We start from the raw sequence: 17,908 nt of genomic DNA on the forward strand, positions 1-17,908 counted from the left end.
TCTGACCAGCGTCGAAGCGCTTCGAAAGCGCTTTCCGGGCCGTCCGAGGGAATCCCGGGCGCCTGTGCACACGGCGCACACGCACCGGCTTTCCGCGTCACAGCCACCCTTTGTGAAGCGCATCGACGGCGATCTGTTGCGGCTCACCCCTCGACGAAGAGATGGGATGCCTGCATCATCTCCGTGGGCAGTCGACCGCGGCGCACGCGCCGGCCGGAGCGCCGGGCGGCAGGGGTCGACCTAGTCTGGAAACAACCGCTGGAAACCAGCCCTGACAGGCACGGCCGTCCGGACGGAGGCGTGGCGCGTGGAGATGGCCGACAAGCAGGACACGCCCACTGCCGTTGCCGTGGTGGACCCGGAGGGCATGGTGAGCGGCTGGAGCGAGGGCGGCCGGCTGCTGCTGGGCTGGACGGCGGAGGACACCGTCGGCCGCCCCGTGGCCGACCTGCTGGTCGACGCCCCACCACCCGGCTTCCCCGAGGGCTACGGCGCCGGCCCCGATCCCACGGGGTTCATTCCCCTGCGCCACCGGGACGGTTCCACGGTGGACGCCGTGGTGGCGGCTCATCCGCTGTTCGGCCCCGACGGGCGGGCGCTGGGTCACGCGGTGACCGTCCAGCGCTGGGGACGCCGGCCCGTGATCGCCGACCGGGCCTTCGAGCAGTGTCCCTTCGCCCTGGGCGTCTACGACCCCGAGCTGCGGTTCCTGTGGGTCAACGCCTCCGCGTGCCGGGTGATGGCGCACTCCGAGGAGCAGGTGCTCGGTGAGAAGTACCGCGAGTTGTTTCCCGAACTGGACGACCAGGCATACACCGACCGGCTCTCCGAGGTGGCGAGGACGGGCGAGCCCGCGCGTCTCATCACCGTCTTCCGCCCGCTCGGCAGCGACTACGCCAACGCCTGGGCCACCAGCATGTGGCCCGTCCGAGACGGAGAGGGCAGGGTTCGCGCGGTCGCCAACTGGGGATTCGACATGAGCGCCGAGTACTGGGCCCGGCAACGCCTGCTCATCCTCAACAGGGCCGGCGGCGGCATCGGCCGGACACTCGACGTGATCGGCACCGCCCAGGAGCTGGCCAGGACGCCGGTGCCGGGATTCGCCGACCTCGTCTGCGTGGATCTCTTCGACGAGGTGCTGCGCGGCGAGGAACCGCCGTCCGGGTCCGCGTTCACCCCCGGCGAGTCCCTCGCGCTCAGCCGTGCCGCCCAGCACGGCGCGAAGGAGGACACCGACGAGGCTCCCGGGCCCATGATGCCGGTCACCCACGCTCCCGCTTCCGTCGCCGCCCGCTGCATGGCCACCGGCAGGTCCACGGTCGAGCTCGCCGCTGAACCCGGCCAGGGCGGCGAATGGGCCTTCGGGCCCGGGCTCGCCGCCGACCCGGCCCACTGGCCGCCGGGCAACCCGTTGATCGACGAGGCCCTTGCCGCACAGGGGCTGACCGGCCGGATCACCGTGCCGCTCCAGGCCCGTGGGGCGCTGCTCGGCGTGGTCGCCTTCTCCCGCCTCGACCGGCCCGAGGCATTCACCGCCGACGACCTGATCCTCGCCGAAGAACTGACCGCCAAGGCGGCCGTCGCCATCGACAACGCCCGCCGGTACTCGCACGAGCGCACGACCGCGCTGACCCTGCAGCGCAGCCTGCTGCCGCAGGGACTGCCGAACCAGGAGGCGGTCGAGGTGGCGTCCCGCTACCAGCCCGGCGGGACCGGCGCGGAAGTGGGCGGTGACTGGTTCGACGTCATTCCGCTGTCCGGCGCCCGGGTCGCCCTGGTCGTCGGCGATGTGGTCGGCCACGGCCTGCACGCCTCGGCCAGCATGGGCCGGCTGCGTACGGCGGTCCGCACCCTCGCCGACGTCGACCTGCCACCGGACGAGCTGCTGACCCACTTGGACGACCTGGTCCTCCACCTCGCCAGCGACCTCCAGCCCGCCGGCGGCCTCCAGCCGTCCGGGGAGTCCGGGGCCACCTGTCTGTACACCGTCTACGACCCTGTCTCCCGGCGCTTCACGCTGGCCAGCGCCGGCCATCCCCTGCCGCTGATCATCTCCCCGGACGGCACCAGGACCCCGGTACCCGTAGATCCGGGACCGCCGCTCGGCATCGGTGGGCTGCCGTTCGAGGCCACCGAGTTCGAGCTGCCCGAGGGCAGCCTGCTCGCCCTCTACACCGACGGGCTGGTCGGAAGCCGCGAACGCGATGCCGACCAGGGGGCCGCCGAACTGCGGCACGTTCTGAACCACTCGGCCACCTCACTGGAGGCCCTGTGCGACACGGTGATGGCAGCCATGCTCCCCGATCGCCGCACCGACGACGCCGCCCTGCTGCTCGCCCGCACGCACGCGCTGGATCCCCACCACGTCGCCGACTGGGACGTCGAGCCCGACACCGCACAGGTGCCGCGCGCCAGGAAGTTCGCCGTCGACCAGGTCGACGCCTGGGGTCTGGAGGAGGCGTCCTTCGTCACCGAACTGGTCGTCAGCGAGCTGGTCACCAACGCCATCAGATACGGCGAGCCGCCGATCAGGCTGCGGCTGATTCGCGACGCCTCCCTGATCTGCGAGGTCTCCGACGCCAGCAACACCGCTCCGCATCTGCGCCGGGCCCGCGCCTTCGACGAGGGCGGCCGGGGCCTGTTGCTCGTCGCCCAGCTCACCGAGGGGTGGGGCACCCGGCACACCGCCAACGGCAAGACGATCTGGTGCGCGCAGACTCTCCCCGAGCCTGAGCCGCACACCGGTCGTCATTGACCACTGCCCCTCATTTCGTGCTCCCACCCGGACCGGCGGATCGTCCGAGTCACCGTACAAGGTTCGACACTTCGTTCAGGGCTCGAAACTATGGCCCCACCTGCCAGGCGTCAACATCTCTGCCGAGAAGGTCACTTTCGCGCCGGGCGCCCGGAGGACCGTTCGCCTCGCCCACCACCTCGCGTTATCCAAACGTGATGGCCCGCTTCTCGCGCAACCTCTTGACCAGGGGGAACAGTTAACGCTCATATGACCTCCGCATCACTCATCAGACCACCCTGACCGCCCTCCGAGGCACACGGCCATGCATGTTCAATATTTCGAACATTGGTCGGCTCTCAGAACGACAGCGCTTCCGCGGCTCGACGAAGGAGACAAGCAATGCTCAACAGAAGGAAGTTCCTCACCGCCGCGGTCGGCGTAGCGGCGGCGACCGGACTCGCGGCCTGCGCCAAGGAGGACGACAACACCTCCGTAAGCGGCAGCGGCAGCGGCGGCAAGACGATCACCCTCGGCTTCTCCCAGGTCGGCTCGGAGAGCGGCTGGCGCAGCGCCAACAGCGACTCGGTGAAGTCGGCCGCCAAGGAGGCGGGTTACAACCTCAAGTTCTCCGACGCCCAGCAGAAGCAGGAGAACCAGATCTCCGCGATCCGCAACTACATCGCCCAGAAGGTCGACGTCATCGCCTTCTCGCCGGTGGTCGTCACCGGTTGGGACGCGGTGCTCAAGGAGGCCAAGGCCGCGAAGATCCCGGTGGTGCTCACCGACCGCTCCGTCGAGACCTCCGACGACTCCCTGTACGTGACCCTGGTGGGCTCCGACTTCACGGACGAGGGCCGGCGCGCCGCCAGGATCCTGGAGAAGGTCCTGGAGAAGGCCGGCCACAAGGGCCCCGTGAAGATCGCCCAGTTGGAGGGCACCACCGGTGCCGCCCCCGCGATCGAGCGCGCCAAGGGCTTCAAGGAGGTCATGGACGCGGACCACGCGGACGACTGGAAGATCGTCGTCAGCCAGACCGGTGACTTCACCCGGGCCGGCGGCAAGCAGGTCATGGCGGCCTTCCTGCAGTCCAACCCGGACATCAACGTGCTCTTCGCGCACAACGACGACATGGCCATCGGCGCCATCCAGTCCATCGAGGCGGCCGGCAAGAAGCCCGGCAAGGACATCCTCATCGTCTCCATCGACGGCGTGAAGGACGGCTTCGTCGCCATGTCCGAGGGCAAGATCAACGCCATCGTCGAGTGCAACCCGCTGCTCGGCCCTCAGCTGATGGACGTCGTGAAGAAGGTCAAGGACGGCGAGACGGTCGAGCGCTGGATCAAGACCGAGGAGAGCGACTTCATGCAGGACCAGGCCAAGGACGCGCTCCCCACGCGCAAGTACTGAACCGACCGTCCTCACCGGCAGGGAGCCTCCGGCCGGCCGACATCCCTCGGCCGCGAGGCTCCCTGCGGACCTGAACCCATTCATGAGGAGCGCTGCCATGGCAGAGCCGCGGCCCGTCCTGGAGATGACGGGCGTAGTCAAGGAGTTCCCGGGGGTACGAGCTCTGTCGGGCGTCGACTTCCGCCTCTTCCCGGGCGAGATACACGCCCTGATGGGCGAGAACGGGGCCGGAAAGTCCACGCTGATCAAGGTGCTGACGGGCGTCTACTCCCTGGACGGCGGCACGATCACCCTGGACGGCGAGTCGGTACGGTTCACCAGCCCGCTGCAGGCGCAGCAGGCCGGCATCAGCACGGTCTACCAGGAGGTCAACCTCTGCCCCAACCTGTCGGTGGCGGAGAACATCTTCATCGGACGCGAACCCACCCGTGCCGGCCGCATCCAGTGGAAGCGGATGCGCCAGGAGGCGGCGAAGCTGGTCGACCGGCTCGGGCTCGACATCGACGTCACCGCGCCGCTGTCCTCGTACCCGCTGGCCGTGCAGCAACTGGTCGCGATCGTACGGTCGGTGGGCCACGGCGACAGCGACGGCGAGGGATCCGGCACCAAGGTGCTGGTCCTCGACGAGCCGACCTCCAGCCTCGACCGCGACGAGGTCCTCGAACTCTTCCGCCTGATGCGGCAGTTGAGGGACGAGGGCGTCGCGATCCTGTTCGTGTCGCACTTCCTCGACCAGATCTACGAGATCTGCGACCGGATGACCATCCTGCGCAACGGCACCCTGGTCGGCGAGCACCTGGTCCGTGACCTCGACCAGGTCCAGCTGATCGAGCTGATGATCGGCAAGGCGCTGGACCAGCTCGAGGAGCTGCACGAGCACCAGTTGCACTCCGGCGTCGGCGAGACCCTGGTCAAGGCCGAGGGGCTCGGCCGCACCGGCGGGATCTCACCCTTCGACCTGGAGATCAAGAAGGGTGAGGTGCTCGGACTCGCCGGCCTGCTGGGATCGGGCCGCACCGAGCTCGCCCGGCTGCTGTTCGGTGCCGACCAGCCCGACAGCGGCAAGGTGACCGTCGACGGCAGGCAGATCCCGATGAGCGCCCCGAACGACGCCATCGGCGCCGGGGTGGCGTTCTGCTCGGAGAACCGGAAGACCGAGGGGCTGGTCCCCGAGCTGACGGTGCGGGAGAACATCATCCTCGCCCTCCAGGCGGCCCGTGGCTGGACGCGGCCCATCCCGGCCTCCCAGCGCGACGAACTCGTCGCCAAGTACATCAAGGCACTGGACATCCGTCCCGCCGACCCGGAGGCCAGGGTGGGCCGTCTCAGCGGCGGCAACCAGCAGAAGGTGCTGCTCGCCCGCTGGCTGATCACCCAGCCCAAGCTGCTGATCCTGGACGAACCGACGCGCGGCATCGACATCGGAGCCAAGGCGGAGATCCAGAAACTCGTGGTCTCCCTCTCCGAGGACGGCATGTCGGTGCTGTACATCGCGGCCGAACTGGAGGAGGTGCTCCGGCTCAGCCACACCATCGGAGTGCTGCGCGACCGCCGGCTGGTGGCGCGGCTGACCAACGGGCCGGAGATCACCACCAGCAGGATTCTCGAGACCATCGCGAGCGGAGAACACCAGTGACCACCACCTCCCGCTGGCGAGCACTGACGCATCACCACCTGTTCTGGCCGGTCGTGGTCCTGATCGGCCTGCTGCTCGTCAACGTCCCCTTCACACCCGACTTCTTCTCGATCAGGATGACGGACGGCCACCTCTACGGCAGCCTCGTCTCGATCGTGCTGTTCGGCTCACCGCTGATCCTGGTGGCGGTCGGCATGACCCTGGTCATCGCCACCGGCGGCATCGATCTCTCCGTCGGTGCCGTGGTCGCCATCACCGGCGCACTGACCTGTTCGTACATCAGCGACCAGGCCGACCAGAACGCCCTGTCCGGGGTGTTCCTGGCGATCGGCATCGGGCTGGTGGCCGCGGTCGTCTGCGGTCTGTGGAACGGCTTCCTGGTGGCGAGGATGGGAATCCAGCCCATCATCGCGACCCTCATCCTCATGGTCGCGGGCCGGGGTGTCGCCCAGCTGATCACCGACGGCCAGATCATCACCGTCAACAGCGAGCCGTACAAGCTGATCGGCGGCGGCTACTGGCTGACCCTGCCCTTCTCGATCTTCGTGGTGGCCGCGGTGGTGGCCGTCACGGTGGTGCTGACCCGCCGCACGGCGCTCGGCCTGCTGGTCGAGTCGGTCGGCGGCAACGCCGAGGCCAGCCGCCTGGTCGGCATCAGGTCGACGCGCATCAAGATCATGGTCTATATGTTCTGCGCGCTGTGCGCGGGCATCGCGGGCCTGATGATCAGCTCCAACACCTCGGCCGCGGACGGCAACAACGCCGGTCTCTGGATCGAGCTGGACGCGATCCTCGCCGTGGTGATCGGTGGCACGTCGCTGCTCGGCGGCCGGTTCTCCATCGGCGGCACGGTGGTCGGCGCCCTCGTCATCCAGGCCCTGACCACCACGATCTACACCATCGGCGTTCCGACCCAGACCAACCTGGTCTTCAAGGCCGCCGTCGTCATCGTCGTCTGCCTGCTGCAGTCCCCGAAGTTCCGGGCCAAGGTCTTCGGCGCGAAGGGCCCCAAGGGCCCGCGCCGGGACGCCGCCCCGGCGGAGCCCGCTCCGGCGGCCGACGCCGCCTCGAAGATGGAGGTGTCGCGATGAGCGCGACCGCCCAGACCCCCAAGGCGGCGGGGAGTGGCAACGCCTCGCCTGCCGCGCGCCTGCTCGGCGACCGGCGTCTGCCCGTCCTGGTCACGGCCGCGCTGTTCGTCGCCATGTACCTCGGCGGCCTCAGCCGGTACCAGAACTACGGGTTCGCCGAACCCCAGGTGTTTCTCAACCTGTTCATCGACAACGGCTATCTGCTGGTCGCGGCCATCGGTGCCACCTTCGTCATCATGTCCGGCGGCATCGACCTGTCCGTGGGTTCGGTGATCGGCTTCACCACCATGTTCACGGCGTGGCTGGTGGAACGCCAGGGGCTGCCGCTGCTCCTGGTCGTCCCCCTCGCGCTGGCCGTCGGCGCCTTCGGCGGCTTCCTGATGGGCTATGTGATCCACAACTTCGAGATCCAGCCGTTCATCGTCACCCTCGCCGGGCTCTTCCTCTTCCGGGGACTGTGCCTGGTCATCAGCAAGGAGTCGATCTCCATCAGCGACTCCTCGGTGGGCACCCTGGCCCAGACGCGGGTGTCGCTCGGCATGGGGGAACTGTCGATCGGCGCCCTCGTGGCCCTGGTCGTCCTCGGTGTCGCCTGCTACGTGCTCCACTACACCCGCTTCGGACGTCGTGTGTACGCCGTCGGCGGCAACGAGCAGTCGGCTCTGCTCATGGGCCTTCCGCTGGGCGGCACGAAGATCGCCGTGTACACGGTGAGCGGCTTCTGCTCGGCCCTGGCGGGTCTGTTGTTCATGCTGTACATCCAGTCGGGCGACCCGCTGCACGCCGTCGGCATGGAACTCGACGCCATCGCCGCCGTGGTCATCGGCGGCACCCTGCTGACCGGCGGCTCCGGCTATGTGCTGGGCACGCTCTTCGGCGTGCTGGTGCTCGGCCTGATCAAGACCCTCATCACGTTCGAGGGCACGCTCAGCTCCTGGTGGACGAAGATCGCCACGGGTGTGCTGCTGTGCACCTTCATCCTGATCCAGCGGACCATGACGTCCCGTCAGAAGACCTGACCGGCGCGAGCATGACGCCCTGCTCGAACAGCGACCTGCGACAAGGACGGGAAATGCACATGCGCGCGCTTCTCTCCCGGCTGTCGGCGACATTGCTCGCCGCATGCCTCCTCTTCACGGGCCAGGCGTTGACCACACCTCAGCGGGCCGCCGCCGCCGACCCGGGATACCTGATGACGCACTTCATCGGGGAAGGAGCGACCGGTCAGCAGATCTACTTCTCGCACAGCGCGGACGGCCTCAACTGGAGTGACCTCAACGGCGGCGGGATGACCCTGCGCTCCACGGTCGGCACGCGCGGGGTGCGCGACCCCGCACTGGTCCGCTCCCCGGGCGGCGACAAGTACTGGATCATCGCGACCGACCTGTGCATCGGCTGCGGGCAGAACTGGGACACCGCCATCAACAACGGCAGCCGCAGCCTCGTGGTGTGGGAGTCGACGGACCTGGTCACCTGGTCGCAGCCGTGGCTGCTCGACGTCGCCGGCGCCATCCCAGGCGGGCGCAACGCCTGGGCGCCGGAGGCGGTCTGGAACCCGGCCACCAACGACTACGTCCTGTACTGGGCGACGAACGTTCCTCTCGACGGCAGGACGAAGCACCGCATCTTCTACGCCCGCACCAGCGACTTCCGCACCATCACCACCCCGCGGATCTACATCGACCGCCCCGGCACCCAGGAGATCATCGACACCCAGATCGTCGAGCTGCCGGCCGGCGTCGGCAACTACCGCTATGTGCGGGCCTCCGGCGACGGCCAGATCACCCTAGAAGGCAGCAACTCGATCCTCGGGACGTGGACGAACCTCGGCAACCTCTCCGGCATCGGCCTGACCGGTGCCCAGGTCGAGGGCCCGATGTGGATGAAGTTCCGCGACCGCGACGAGTGGACCCTCTACCTCGACCAGTACGCCGCCGGCCGCGGGTACATGCCGGTCACGACGACCGACCCCTCCGCCGTCGGCACCTACCGGCTCCCGGCATCGGGGAGCTACCACCTGGGCACCACCAAGAAGCGCCACGGCTCGATCCTGAACCTCACGGCCGCCGAGGAGAGCCGCGTGCTCGCACGCTGGCCCAACACCCCGGTCAACCGGCTCCAGTCGTACAACTTCCAGGACCGGTACGTGCGGCACATCGACTTCGACGTGCGCATCGACCAGAACATCACCGGCCCGGACGCGCAGTTCCGGCTGCGGCCCGGCCTGGCGGGCTCCGGCACCGTCTCCTTCGAGTCGGTGAACATGCCCGGACACTTCCTGCGGCACTACGGCTTCGACTTCCAGCTCGCCCACGACGACGGCACCACCCGGTTCGCCGAGGACGCCACCTTCCGCCAGGTCGCCGGGCTCGCCGACTCGGCCTGGTCGTCGTTCCAGTCGTACAACTACCCGGACCGCTATGTCCGGCACTACGCGTACCAACTCCGCCTCGACCCGATCACCAGCTCGACGGCCCGCAGCGACGCCACCTTCCGTGTGACGAGCTGACAACGGGGAGCCACGTCAGCGAACCCCCGCGTAGACCCCTCACCGCCGTGGTACCTACTGCCGGAGCCGTTCCGTACGGAGGTCGGCGGCGGCGAGGAGGGGGGCGTGGTGGGACTGGATCGTCACTCGCCGGTGATCCGGTTGCTGATCTGGGCCGTGGCGGTGTTGAGCCTGTCCGTGCTGGCCGCCGCTGCCGTCGTACGCAGCACCGTGCTCAACCCCGGCTTCTACGGCCGGGTGCTCGACGAGGAGCGGGCGTACCAGAGGATCTACGACGAGGTACTGGTCGACCCGCACAGTGCCCCGGTCGTCCGCGACCTGCTGGGCCGGCTGCCGGTCCCGGAGGCCACGGTCACCGCGAACCTCAAGGTCGTGATCCCCCCGGAGACCCTGCGCGCCATGGGTGACCAGCAGATCGCCGAGATGGTCGGCTATCTGGAGGGGGATCGTGACAGGCTTCGTCTGACGGTCGATCTCCGTCCGCTCCTGGCGAACATCGAGCGACTGAGCCATGCCTACTTCGGTGACGCCGTCGCCGCGCTGCAGCAGCGTTCCGAACCCGACTTCCCGGCATTCGTGGACCGTCTGACAGCAGCGGCGGCGCAGTTGGCGTCAGGAAACCGCCCGTCGGAGGGTCTGCCGTCGCTGGCGCTCTCCCCCGACCAGGCGGCCGCGGCCACGACCGCGCTGTTGCGGCTCGTGCCGGAGGGCGAGCGGCCCGCGCTCAGGACCGAGGTCGAGGCGGCGCTGGACAGCGGGGACGTGGCCACGGCGCTGGCCGCTGTCGTGCCGGTCGCCGTCTCGGACCGCGTGCAGGCGGCCGCCGCGGAGCTGCTGCGGGACGCCGGGGGATCCACCTGGGTGATCACCACCGAACTCGGTCCGTCGGGGGACGTGCCGGCGCAGGCACACCAGGCACGGGCCGTCACCCGGCTCTTCCAGGAGGTGGTGGAGCCGGCCGCCGCCGCGCTCGGCGTCGTCGCGCTGCTCCTGCTGTGGTTCTCCACCCCGCCGCCCACCGCGCGTCGGCTGATGCCGGTGGGCTGGGCCCTCGCGGCCGCCGCCACGCTGACCGCGCTGGCGGTGTTCCTCGTGCGCACCATGGTGGGCGACTCGCCGTTCCGCCCACCGTCCTCCTGGCCCCCGGCGGCGGCAGGTCTCCTCCAGGACATCCAGGCCACCGCCGTCGACCGGCTGCTGAACTCCGCCCTCGTCGTCGCGGTGATCCTGCTGGCCGCGGGAGCCGTGCTGGTCACGGCCGGCTGGGCCTGGCAGACCAGGCCCAGCCTTCCGGTCCTCACCGCACCGCGGCACGCCCTGGTCCTGACCGCGGCCGTGTCGGTGTGCGCGCTGGTCGGGACGGTCCTGGCGCCCGTGGCGATGACGGGCCCCGCTCCTCGCATCTGCCAGGGCAGCTCCCGCCTGTGCGACGCCCGCTACGACGAGATCGCCCAGCTCGCGGCGCACAACGCGATGGCCACGACGGCGAACCGCTTCATCGGCCCCCTCCAGGACCCCGACATCGTCGGACAGTTGAACGCGGGTGTGCGTGCCCTGCTCATCGACACCCACCGATGGGAGCGGCCCGAGGAGGTCGCGGACCGTCTGAGCACGTCCGAGTTCTCCCCGGAGCTGCGCCGCCAGCTCACCAGGACCGTGGCGCGGGCGAATCCGCCCCGTCCGGGGCTGTGGCTGTGCCACTCGGTCTGCGGGGCCGGTGCCCTGGAACTGGAGCCCACACTGCGGCAGATCGGGGACTGGCTGCGCACGCACTCCACGGAGGTCGTCACGCTGATCGTGCAGGACGGCATCACCCCACAGGAGACCCGAAGCGCGTTCGAGCAGGCGGGGCTCATGGACCTGTTGCACGAGCCCGACCCCGACCCGGACCGCCCGTGGCCGAAGCTGAAGGACATGATCGACAGCGGTCGGCGCCTGGTCGTCCTCGCGGAGAAGGCCGACGGCCCCGCGCCGTGGTACCGCAACTTCTACCGGTACGGCATGGAGACGCCGTTCGCCGTCCGCCGCCCCGAGGAGATGACGTGCACGCCGAACCGTGGCGGCACCGGCAAGCGGCTGTTCCTGCTCAACCACTTCATCACGGCCGGCGGCGGGCGGCGGCTGGACGCCGGCAGGATCAACTCCCGGCAGCAGGTGCTGGAGCGGGCACGCGACTGTGAGCGGCAACGCGGCAGGCCGGTCAACTTCGTCGCGGTGGACTACGCGACGCTCGGGGACGCACGCGGCGCCGTGGACGCCCTCAACACCGAACGGCTTGAAGGAAGTGACGCGAGGGCGGCCGGACCGAGGTGAGACACCGCGATGTGGTCAGGGCACGACCGTCGGCGCGGCCTCGCGAAGTGGGACACCGTTGGCGCGCAGCACCTCGCGCACGTCCAGGATCAGGGGGAAGACCTCGTGATTGCGGTCCTCGCCCTGCTCTTCCCACGCCCGCTGCTCGGCTTCGACGACCATGCGGTCCTCGGTGAACACACGCTCGGTGAAGCGCCGGATGAACGGCCAGGCCAGATGCAGGGCGCCTGGAATCCTGGGCTTCTCGATCATGAGCAGCCCGAAGGCGTGACACGTACGCTGCCGGGCGTCCTCGGGGACGTAGGCCGCCCACAGGCAGAAGGCCGGCCGCTCGGCGTTCTCCGGGACCAGGTCAAGGGTCTGGTACGGGTATTCGGTCCGGATGGTCATGACGTCGGTGGAGTCGCTGCCGCCGATGCCCTCGGCGGCCAGCAGGCCGGCGCCGCGGTTTCGCTTGCCCCCGCCGTGGGTGAACAGGTACCTGGCCTCCACCGACCGCGTGCCGGTCCGGTGTTCCAGCAGCACGGGGTGGAGCCTGCCGACGACGCCCCGGTGAAGGAACTGGTGGTTCATGTCGAGCAGGTTCTCGTGCATGAAGGAGTAGTGGCAGCGCACGGTCCGGGAGAAGGTCATGGTCCGGTACCGCGGTGAGCCGAAGGCCGGCAGCTCGGGCAGCGCGGTGACGGCCGCCTTCGCCGGGTCACCCGGGAAGACGAACACCAGGCCGTAGGCTTCGTGCACGGGATAGCCGCGCACACCGCGCGGCGGTCGGCCGTCGCCCTTGGACAGGTACGGGATCTGTGAGATGCGGCCGTCGCCTCGATAGGCCCACGCGTGATAGCAGCAGCGGAGCGTCTCACCCTCCACGACGCCCAGACTCAGCGGCACCTGCCGGTGGGCACACCGGTCCTCCAACGCGTAGACCGCGCCGCTCTCCCCGCGGTAGAGCGCGATGCGCTCACCGGCGAACGCGGCCGCCCGTACCCGCCCGCCGCGCACGCTGCGGGACAGCGCGACCGGATACCAGAAGTCGGGATTCGCCCCGATCCGGCGCAGGTCGATCTCACCGGAGCCGGTCTCGGTCATAGCTCTCCCTCAAGAGTCCCAGTACTCCCATCCTGTCCACCGCCCGCCGCCCCTGGCCTGCCCGGCGCGTCCGGACAGGTGAGATGTAGGCGGCGGACCCGTGAGGGCGTCGTACCCCTGAGGGAATCGCGAGGTTTGGCTCAGCAGCCCGAGTGTTACGCGTAGACGGAACATCTCCGAAGAGAAGGGCGAGACGATGAGTGCACCGGTGAAGGAAATGCTGGATACCTATCCGGCCGATCTGGGTGGAGTGGACCGCGGGAAGATGGCCCGCTGCATCGAGGAGTGCGTCGCCTGCGCGCAGGCGTGTACGGCGTGTGCGGATGCCTGTCTGTCGGAGGGCATGGTGGCGGAGCTGACCAAGTGCATTCGCACGAACCTGGACTGCGCCGACATCTGCGAGACCACCGGTCGGGTCCTCTCGCGGCACACCGGCTATGACGCCAACATCACGCGCGCCCACCTCGAAGCGTGCGAGCGGACGTGCAAGGCGTGCGCCGACGAGTGCGAGCGCCACGCGGACCAGCACGAGCACTGCCGGGTGTGCGCCGAGGCATGCCGACGCTGTGAGCAAGCCTGCCGAGATCTGATCACGTCGCTGGGCTGACGATCGAAGGGCGTCTCCGCCCGCTTCTTCTTCACAGCGGTCGGCGGGGCGAATTCGCCACGTGGCGGCCGATGACTACCGTGAAGGGGATATGCCCCGGAATGACGCGAACGACGCGATCGCGCGAACCAGTAGGCGGCCGGCCCGGCAGAAGTCAAGGATGGCGCCCCTCGGCCCGGTCCTCGTCTTGGGCCTGGGCCTGCTCCTGACGGTGACCGGATGTGTCGGTCCCGCGTGGTCGGAGACGGACTACCGGGAGAAGGTGGCCAACACCGCTCAGGCGGCGCGCTCCTCGGTGCAGACCGCCGCTCTGGTCGTGGAGGCGGCCGACGCGGGCAAGGCACCCGGGCCCTACACGGCCAGGGCGTTGTCGGACGCGGAGACGGCGCTGGACTCGGTGGCCACGCAGATCGGGTCGGTGCAGCCCCCGAACGCGGACAGCGAGGCCCTGCGCAGCAGGCTCACCTCCCTACTGGAGCAGTGCCGAACGGCGCTGGCCGACCTGCGCATCGCCGCCCGAGGCGGCCGCTTCGACGAACTCGGCGTTCTGGCCGAGCCTCTGCCACGGCTGGCAGCACGGCTGCAGCGGCTGGAAAGGCTGAGGCCGACGTGAAGAAGGTCCTCAGTCTGGCGCTCGGCGTCTTCACCGCGATCGGCGGGTTCATCGACATCGGGGACCTGGTCACCGACGCGCTGATCGGGGCCAGGTTCGGACTGGCCCTGGTGTGGGTGACGGTCGTCGCGGTCATCGGCGTCGCCCTGTACTCGGAGATGGCCGGCCGGGTCGCCGTGGTCACCCGGCGAACCGTGTTCGACCTGATCCGGGAGCGCATGGGGGCCCGCGTCGGGCTGGCCACCGTGGTGGTCTCGTACCTGGTCAACGCGATCGCCCTGGTAGCGGAGTTGTGCGGTATCGCACTGGCCATCGAGCTGCTGACCGATGTGCACTATCTGCTGTGGGTACCGCCCGTGGCGTTCCTGGCCTGGCTGGTCGTCTGGCGGGTGCCGTTCGCGCACATGGAACGCGCCTACGGGCTCGCGGGTGTGGCGCTGTTCGTGTTCGTCGTGGCCGTCTGGCACCTGGGCCCGGACTGGGGACGGATGGCCCACGACGTGACCCACCCGGAACTGCCGTACGGCGAAGGGCTGCCGACCTACTTCTTCTACGCCCTGGTGATGCTCGGCGCGCAGATGACGCCCTATGAGGTGTTCTTCTTCTCGTCCGCGGCCGTCGAACACCACTGGCGGGCAAAGAATCTGACGGAGGTGAGGATGAACTGCTGGGTCGGCTATCCGATCGGCGGAATCCTCGCCATCGGCATCCAGGTCGTCGCCTACCAGGTTCTCCAGCCCGCGGGCATCCAGGTCGAGCATCTCAGCCAGACCGTGCTGCCCGTCGTCCTGGCCCTGGGCAAGGTCGGGTTCGCCCTGGCCATCCTGGGGATCGTCGCGGCCGTGTTCGGCTCCACGCTGGAGACGCTGCTCTCCTCCAGCTACACCGTCGCGCACCATTTCGGCTGGACCTGGGGCAAGGCGGCCCGCCCTGCCGACGCCAGCCGGTTCCACACGCTGGTGCTGATCACTCTGCTCGCCGCGGTGGCCGTGGCCCTCACCACGGTCAACCCGATCACGATCACCATCTACGCCGTCTACCTGGGGGCCGCCGTGCTGCCGGTGACGTACCTGCCCATCCTGGTGATCGCCAACGACCGCCGGTATCTGGGCGAGCGGGTGAACGGGCGCCTGGCCAACGCGGTCGGTTTCGTCTACCTCCTCATCGTGCTGGCCGGCGCGCTCGCCGCGCTGCCCCTGCTCATCGCCACCAAGGCAGGTCTGTGACCATGACCGACCTTCTCGACGCCGGGCTCGAACTCCTCGACCGGCAGGTCCTCGACAGCAGGGGCACACCCCTGGGGAAGGTCGACGACCTCCTCTTCACCGAAGCCGACGCGAACGGTCCGCCCGCGCTGACGGCGCTCCTGATCGGCCAACGGGCTTTCGGAGCACGACTGGGCGGACGGCTCGGGCAGTGGTGGACGCGTCTGGCCGAGCGTCTCTCGGGCCGCCAGGGCCCCTTCGAAGTACCGGTCGCCGCGATCGACGAGATCGGCACCGTCGTACGGCTGTCCTCCCCGGCGGAGGCGTTCCCCCGTCTGACGGCTCCCGAGCGGTGGCTGCGCCGCAATGTCGTCTCACGACTTCCGGGGGCTTTCCGTGAAAGCGACTGACCTCCTCGGCATCGCCGCCGTCGACGACAGCGGCCGCCGGCTCGGCGCAGTGCACGACATCCGCCTCTCCCGCCCCTCGCCCGGTGCTCCCTGGCGCATCGACGCGGTCGTCGTCGGCCGGTCCGCGCTGACCTACCGCTTCGGCTACGCCGAACACGACGTCACCGGTCCCTACCCCCTCGCGCTCGTGGCCCGGTGGCTGCGCCGCCGGACACAGCGGATCCCCTGGACGCAGGTCCTCTCGGTCGAACCCGATCGCCTGGTCGTCCGCCCGGAGCGGAAGCGGGCCGCCTCATGACGACCGAGGGACTGGCGGTGCTCTTCGCCTGGCTGGAGTTCCTGGCCCTCGTCGCCCTGCTCGCCTGGTGCGTACTGCGCCGCAGGCCGGGTGACCGCGATCGCGACCGGTAGCGCCACCGGGGCACCCCGGCAGTATCGTGGAGGAGTAACCGAGGGGCCTTTCGACAAGCCAGGCAATTCCACTCCGAGGGCGCCGGCCATGAAACAGGCATACGTTCTGTTCGAAGTCGACCCGGCCGTACCGGATGCGCAGGAACGACTACGTACCGTGAGTCTGGGTTCCTGCAAGCTCCTGGTCGCATCTCTCGTGCCGAACGAGGTACTCGGGCACCTGCACTGCGAGAACGGCCCCGTCATGCATGACGCGTTGGGCGAATTGGCATCTGTCGAGGGTGTCCGACGGCTGACGGTCTTCCGCATCACCAGCACACCGTGATCGCTCGGGAGGAGAGGGGGTCCGAGCAGGACAGCCCTGGAGGGCCGGATGGGAAGGGACGTCCCGGCGCGGGTCTTCACCCGCGAGGACCGCCGCCGGTACCGGATCAAGATGCAGCAGTGTCTCGACGCCTTCGCGCAGATGCTGCGCGAAGCGCGGTTCGAGGCTGAGCGGCCCCAGGTCGGTCTGGAGATCGAACTGAATCTGGTCGACGGCACGGCGGAGCCGGCCATGCGCAACATCGATGTCCTGGAGGCCATAGCGGATCCCGCCTGGTCCACCGAACTGGGCCGGTTCAACCTGGAGATCAACGTCCCGCCCCGCCGACTGACGGCCGGTGGGCCCGACTCGTGGGAGTCCGAGATCCGCGCCGCCCTCAACCACGCCGAGCAGAGCGCCAGGTCGGTCGGTGCCCATCTGATCATGGTCGGGATCCTGCCCACCCTGAGGCAGGAGCACGTGGGCGAGGGGGCACTGTCGGAGAACCCGCGCTACCGGCTGCTCAACGACCAGATCTTCGCCGCCCGGGGCGAGGACCTGCTGATCGAGGTGGACGGCGTCGACCGGCTGCGCACCTACGCGGACACGATCACTCCGGAGGCCGCGTGCACCAGCACCCAGTTCCATCTGCAGGTCTCCCCGCTGGAGTTCGCCGACTACTGGAACGCGGCGCAGGCGATCGCCGGGATCCAGGTGGCGCTGGCCGCCAACGCGCCGTTCCTGTTCGACAGGGAGCTGTGGCACGAAACCCGCATCCCGCTGTTCGAGCAGGCCACCGACACCCGGCCGCAGGAGATCAAGGTGCAGGGCGTACGGCCCCGGGTGTGGTTCGGAGAACGGTGGATCAACAGCGTCTTCGACCTCTTCGAGGAGAACCTTCGCTACTTCCCGGCGCTGCTGCCGCTGTGCGACGAAGAGGACCCCCTGGAGACCCTGGACCGCGGCGACACCCCGGAACTGTCCGAACTCACCCTCCACAACGGCACGATCTACCGCTGGAACCGCCCGGTCTACGCCGTCGCCCACGACCGCCCGCATGTGCGGGTGGAGAACCGGGTGCTGCCGGCCGGTCCCACGGTCGCCGACACCCTCGCCAACGGCGCGTTCTACTACGGTCTCACCCGGGCGCTCGTGGAGGAGGACCGTCCGGTGTGGTCACGCATGTCCTTCGCCGCCGCCGTCGACAACCTGCACGCGGCGGCACGGCACGGCATCGAGGCGCTCCAGTACTGGCCCGGCACGGGCGAGGTCCCGGTGCCCGAACTCGTCCTGCGGCGCCTGCTGCCCCTCGCGCACCGGGGGCTGGAGCACTCCGGGATGGACGAAGCCTGGCGGGAGCCGCTGCTCGGCATCATCGAGCAGCGGTGTGTGACGGCCCGCAACGGAGCGGTCTGGCAGAAGGAGATGCTCCACCACATCGAGAGCCGCGACCACTGCGGCCGCCACGAGGCCCTGCGGCGCATGACGCAGCTGTACATCGACTACATGCATCTCAACGCGCCCGTCCACACCTGGCCCGTCGACTGACGGCAGGTCAGCAGTCGCCGGGAGCCGACGG

At 69.4% G+C, this 17,908-nt stretch carries 15 protein-coding genes; 14 read left to right on the forward strand and 1 reads right to left on the reverse strand.

What is annotated here, in order from left to right:
- The first annotated feature begins 313 nt into the window (after positions 1-313).
- From ACH5AC_RS27510 to ACH5AC_RS27540, 7 genes are all read left to right on the forward strand, one after another.
- Complete coding sequence (locus ACH5AC_RS27510) at positions 314-2,755, forward strand: SpoIIE family protein phosphatase (RefSeq protein ID WP_398865045.1); 2,442 nt, start codon at positions 314-316, stop codon at positions 2,753-2,755.
- A 381-nt stretch (positions 2,756-3,136) separates the two neighbouring features.
- Positions 3,137-4,144, forward strand: coding sequence for an ABC transporter substrate-binding protein (locus ACH5AC_RS27515; RefSeq protein ID WP_398864859.1), 1,008 nt, complete (start codon positions 3,137-3,139; stop codon positions 4,142-4,144).
- Positions 4,145-4,241: 97 nt separating this feature from the next.
- Positions 4,242-5,780, forward strand: a complete 1,539-nt coding sequence (locus ACH5AC_RS27520; protein ID WP_398864860.1) for a sugar ABC transporter ATP-binding protein — start codon at positions 4,242-4,244, stop codon at positions 5,778-5,780.
- Positions 5,777-6,871, forward strand: coding sequence for an ABC transporter permease (locus tag ACH5AC_RS27525; protein ID WP_398864861.1), 1,095 nt, complete (start codon positions 5,777-5,779; stop codon positions 6,869-6,871). The genes ACH5AC_RS27520 and ACH5AC_RS27525 overlap by 4 nt, the downstream gene beginning before the upstream one ends.
- Positions 6,868-7,890, forward strand: a complete 1,023-nt coding sequence (gene yjfF, locus ACH5AC_RS27530; protein WP_398864862.1) for a galactofuranose ABC transporter, permease protein YjfF — start codon at positions 6,868-6,870, stop codon at positions 7,888-7,890. The genes ACH5AC_RS27525 and yjfF overlap by 4 nt, the downstream gene beginning before the upstream one ends.
- Positions 7,891-7,949: 59 nt before the next feature.
- Positions 7,950-9,380: a glycoside hydrolase family 43 protein gene (locus ACH5AC_RS27535; RefSeq protein ID WP_398864863.1), complete on the forward strand. Its 1,431-nt coding sequence runs from the start codon at positions 7,950-7,952 to the stop codon at positions 9,378-9,380.
- 108 nt (positions 9,381-9,488) lie between these two features.
- A complete protein-coding gene (locus tag ACH5AC_RS27540) occupies positions 9,489-11,693 on the forward strand; it encodes a hypothetical protein (protein ID WP_398864864.1) in 2,205 nt (734 codons plus the stop codon).
- 15 nt (positions 11,694-11,708) lie between these two features.
- Here the strand turns inward: ACH5AC_RS27540 and ACH5AC_RS27545 are convergent, their stop codons facing one another.
- Positions 11,709-12,779 carry a Rieske 2Fe-2S domain-containing protein gene (locus ACH5AC_RS27545; protein WP_398864865.1) on the reverse strand — a complete coding sequence of 357 codons (1,071 nt, stop codon included), beginning with the start codon at positions 12,777-12,779 and terminating at the stop codon, positions 11,709-11,711.
- Between the two features lie 196 nt (positions 12,780-12,975).
- Between ACH5AC_RS27545 and ACH5AC_RS27550 the strand changes: the two genes are divergently transcribed.
- The 7 genes from ACH5AC_RS27550 (at position 12,976) to ACH5AC_RS27580 (ending at position 17,877) form a co-directional block, all read left to right on the forward strand.
- Positions 12,976-13,386: a four-helix bundle copper-binding protein gene (locus tag ACH5AC_RS27550; protein ID WP_398864866.1), complete on the forward strand. Its 411-nt coding sequence runs from the start codon at positions 12,976-12,978 to the stop codon at positions 13,384-13,386.
- A gap of 160 nt (positions 13,387-13,546) precedes the next feature.
- Positions 13,547-13,999 (forward strand): hypothetical protein, encoded by a 453-nt coding sequence (locus tag ACH5AC_RS27555; protein WP_398864867.1) that lies wholly within the window; start codon positions 13,547-13,549, stop codon positions 13,997-13,999.
- Complete coding sequence (locus tag ACH5AC_RS27560) at positions 13,996-15,225, forward strand: NRAMP family divalent metal transporter (RefSeq protein WP_398864868.1); 1,230 nt, start codon at positions 13,996-13,998, stop codon at positions 15,223-15,225. Before ACH5AC_RS27555 ends, ACH5AC_RS27560 begins: the two co-directional genes overlap by 4 nt.
- Positions 15,226-15,227: 2 nt before the next feature.
- Positions 15,228-15,614, forward strand: a complete 387-nt coding sequence (locus ACH5AC_RS27565) for a PRC-barrel domain-containing protein (protein WP_398864869.1) — start codon at positions 15,228-15,230, stop codon at positions 15,612-15,614.
- Complete coding sequence (locus ACH5AC_RS27570; RefSeq protein ID WP_398864870.1) at positions 15,601-15,912, forward strand: PRC-barrel domain-containing protein; 312 nt, start codon at positions 15,601-15,603, stop codon at positions 15,910-15,912. The genes ACH5AC_RS27565 and ACH5AC_RS27570 overlap by 14 nt, the downstream gene beginning before the upstream one ends.
- A gap of 201 nt (positions 15,913-16,113) precedes the next feature.
- Positions 16,114-16,350, forward strand: coding sequence for a hypothetical protein (locus ACH5AC_RS27575; protein ID WP_398864871.1), 237 nt, complete (start codon positions 16,114-16,116; stop codon positions 16,348-16,350).
- Positions 16,351-16,398: 48 nt separating this feature from the next.
- Positions 16,399-17,877: a glutamate--cysteine ligase gene (locus tag ACH5AC_RS27580; RefSeq protein WP_398864872.1), complete on the forward strand. Its 1,479-nt coding sequence runs from the start codon at positions 16,399-16,401 to the stop codon at positions 17,875-17,877.
- Positions 17,878-17,908 lie beyond the last annotated feature (31 nt).

It is taken from the genome of Streptomyces sp. NPDC018693 (assembly GCF_044391385.1).
GTDB lineage: Bacteria > Actinomycetota > Actinomycetes > Streptomycetales > Streptomycetaceae > Streptomyces.

Bases quoted from the DNA above. Each gene is read 5' to 3' on its own strand.
- ACH5AC_RS27555 (WP_398864867.1), top strand. From the start codon at position 13,547: ATGGCGCCCCTCGGCCCGGTCCTCGTCTTGGGCCTGGGCCTGCTCCTG.
- ACH5AC_RS27535 (WP_398864863.1), top strand. From the start codon at position 7,950: ATGCGCGCGCTTCTCTCCCGGCTGTCGGCGACATTGCTCGCCGCATGC.
- ACH5AC_RS27580 (WP_398864872.1), top strand. From the start codon at position 16,399: ATGGGAAGGGACGTCCCGGCGCGGGTCTTCACCCGCGAGGACCGCCGC.
- ACH5AC_RS27545 (WP_398864865.1), bottom strand. From the start codon at position 12,779: ATGACCGAGACCGGCTCCGGTGAGATCGACCTGCGCCGGATCGGGGCG.
- ACH5AC_RS27575 (WP_398864871.1), top strand. From the start codon at position 16,114: ATGAAACAGGCATACGTTCTGTTCGAAGTCGACCCGGCCGTACCGGAT.
- ACH5AC_RS27510 (WP_398865045.1), top strand. From the start codon at position 314: ATGGCCGACAAGCAGGACACGCCCACTGCCGTTGCCGTGGTGGACCCG.
- ACH5AC_RS27550 (WP_398864866.1), top strand. From the start codon at position 12,976: ATGAGTGCACCGGTGAAGGAAATGCTGGATACCTATCCGGCCGATCTG.
- ACH5AC_RS27515 (WP_398864859.1), top strand. From the start codon at position 3,137: ATGCTCAACAGAAGGAAGTTCCTCACCGCCGCGGTCGGCGTAGCGGCG.
- yjfF (WP_398864862.1), top strand. From the start codon at position 6,868: ATGAGCGCGACCGCCCAGACCCCCAAGGCGGCGGGGAGTGGCAACGCC.
- ACH5AC_RS27565 (WP_398864869.1), top strand. From the start codon at position 15,228: ATGACCGACCTTCTCGACGCCGGGCTCGAACTCCTCGACCGGCAGGTC.
- ACH5AC_RS27520 (WP_398864860.1), top strand. From the start codon at position 4,242: ATGGCAGAGCCGCGGCCCGTCCTGGAGATGACGGGCGTAGTCAAGGAG.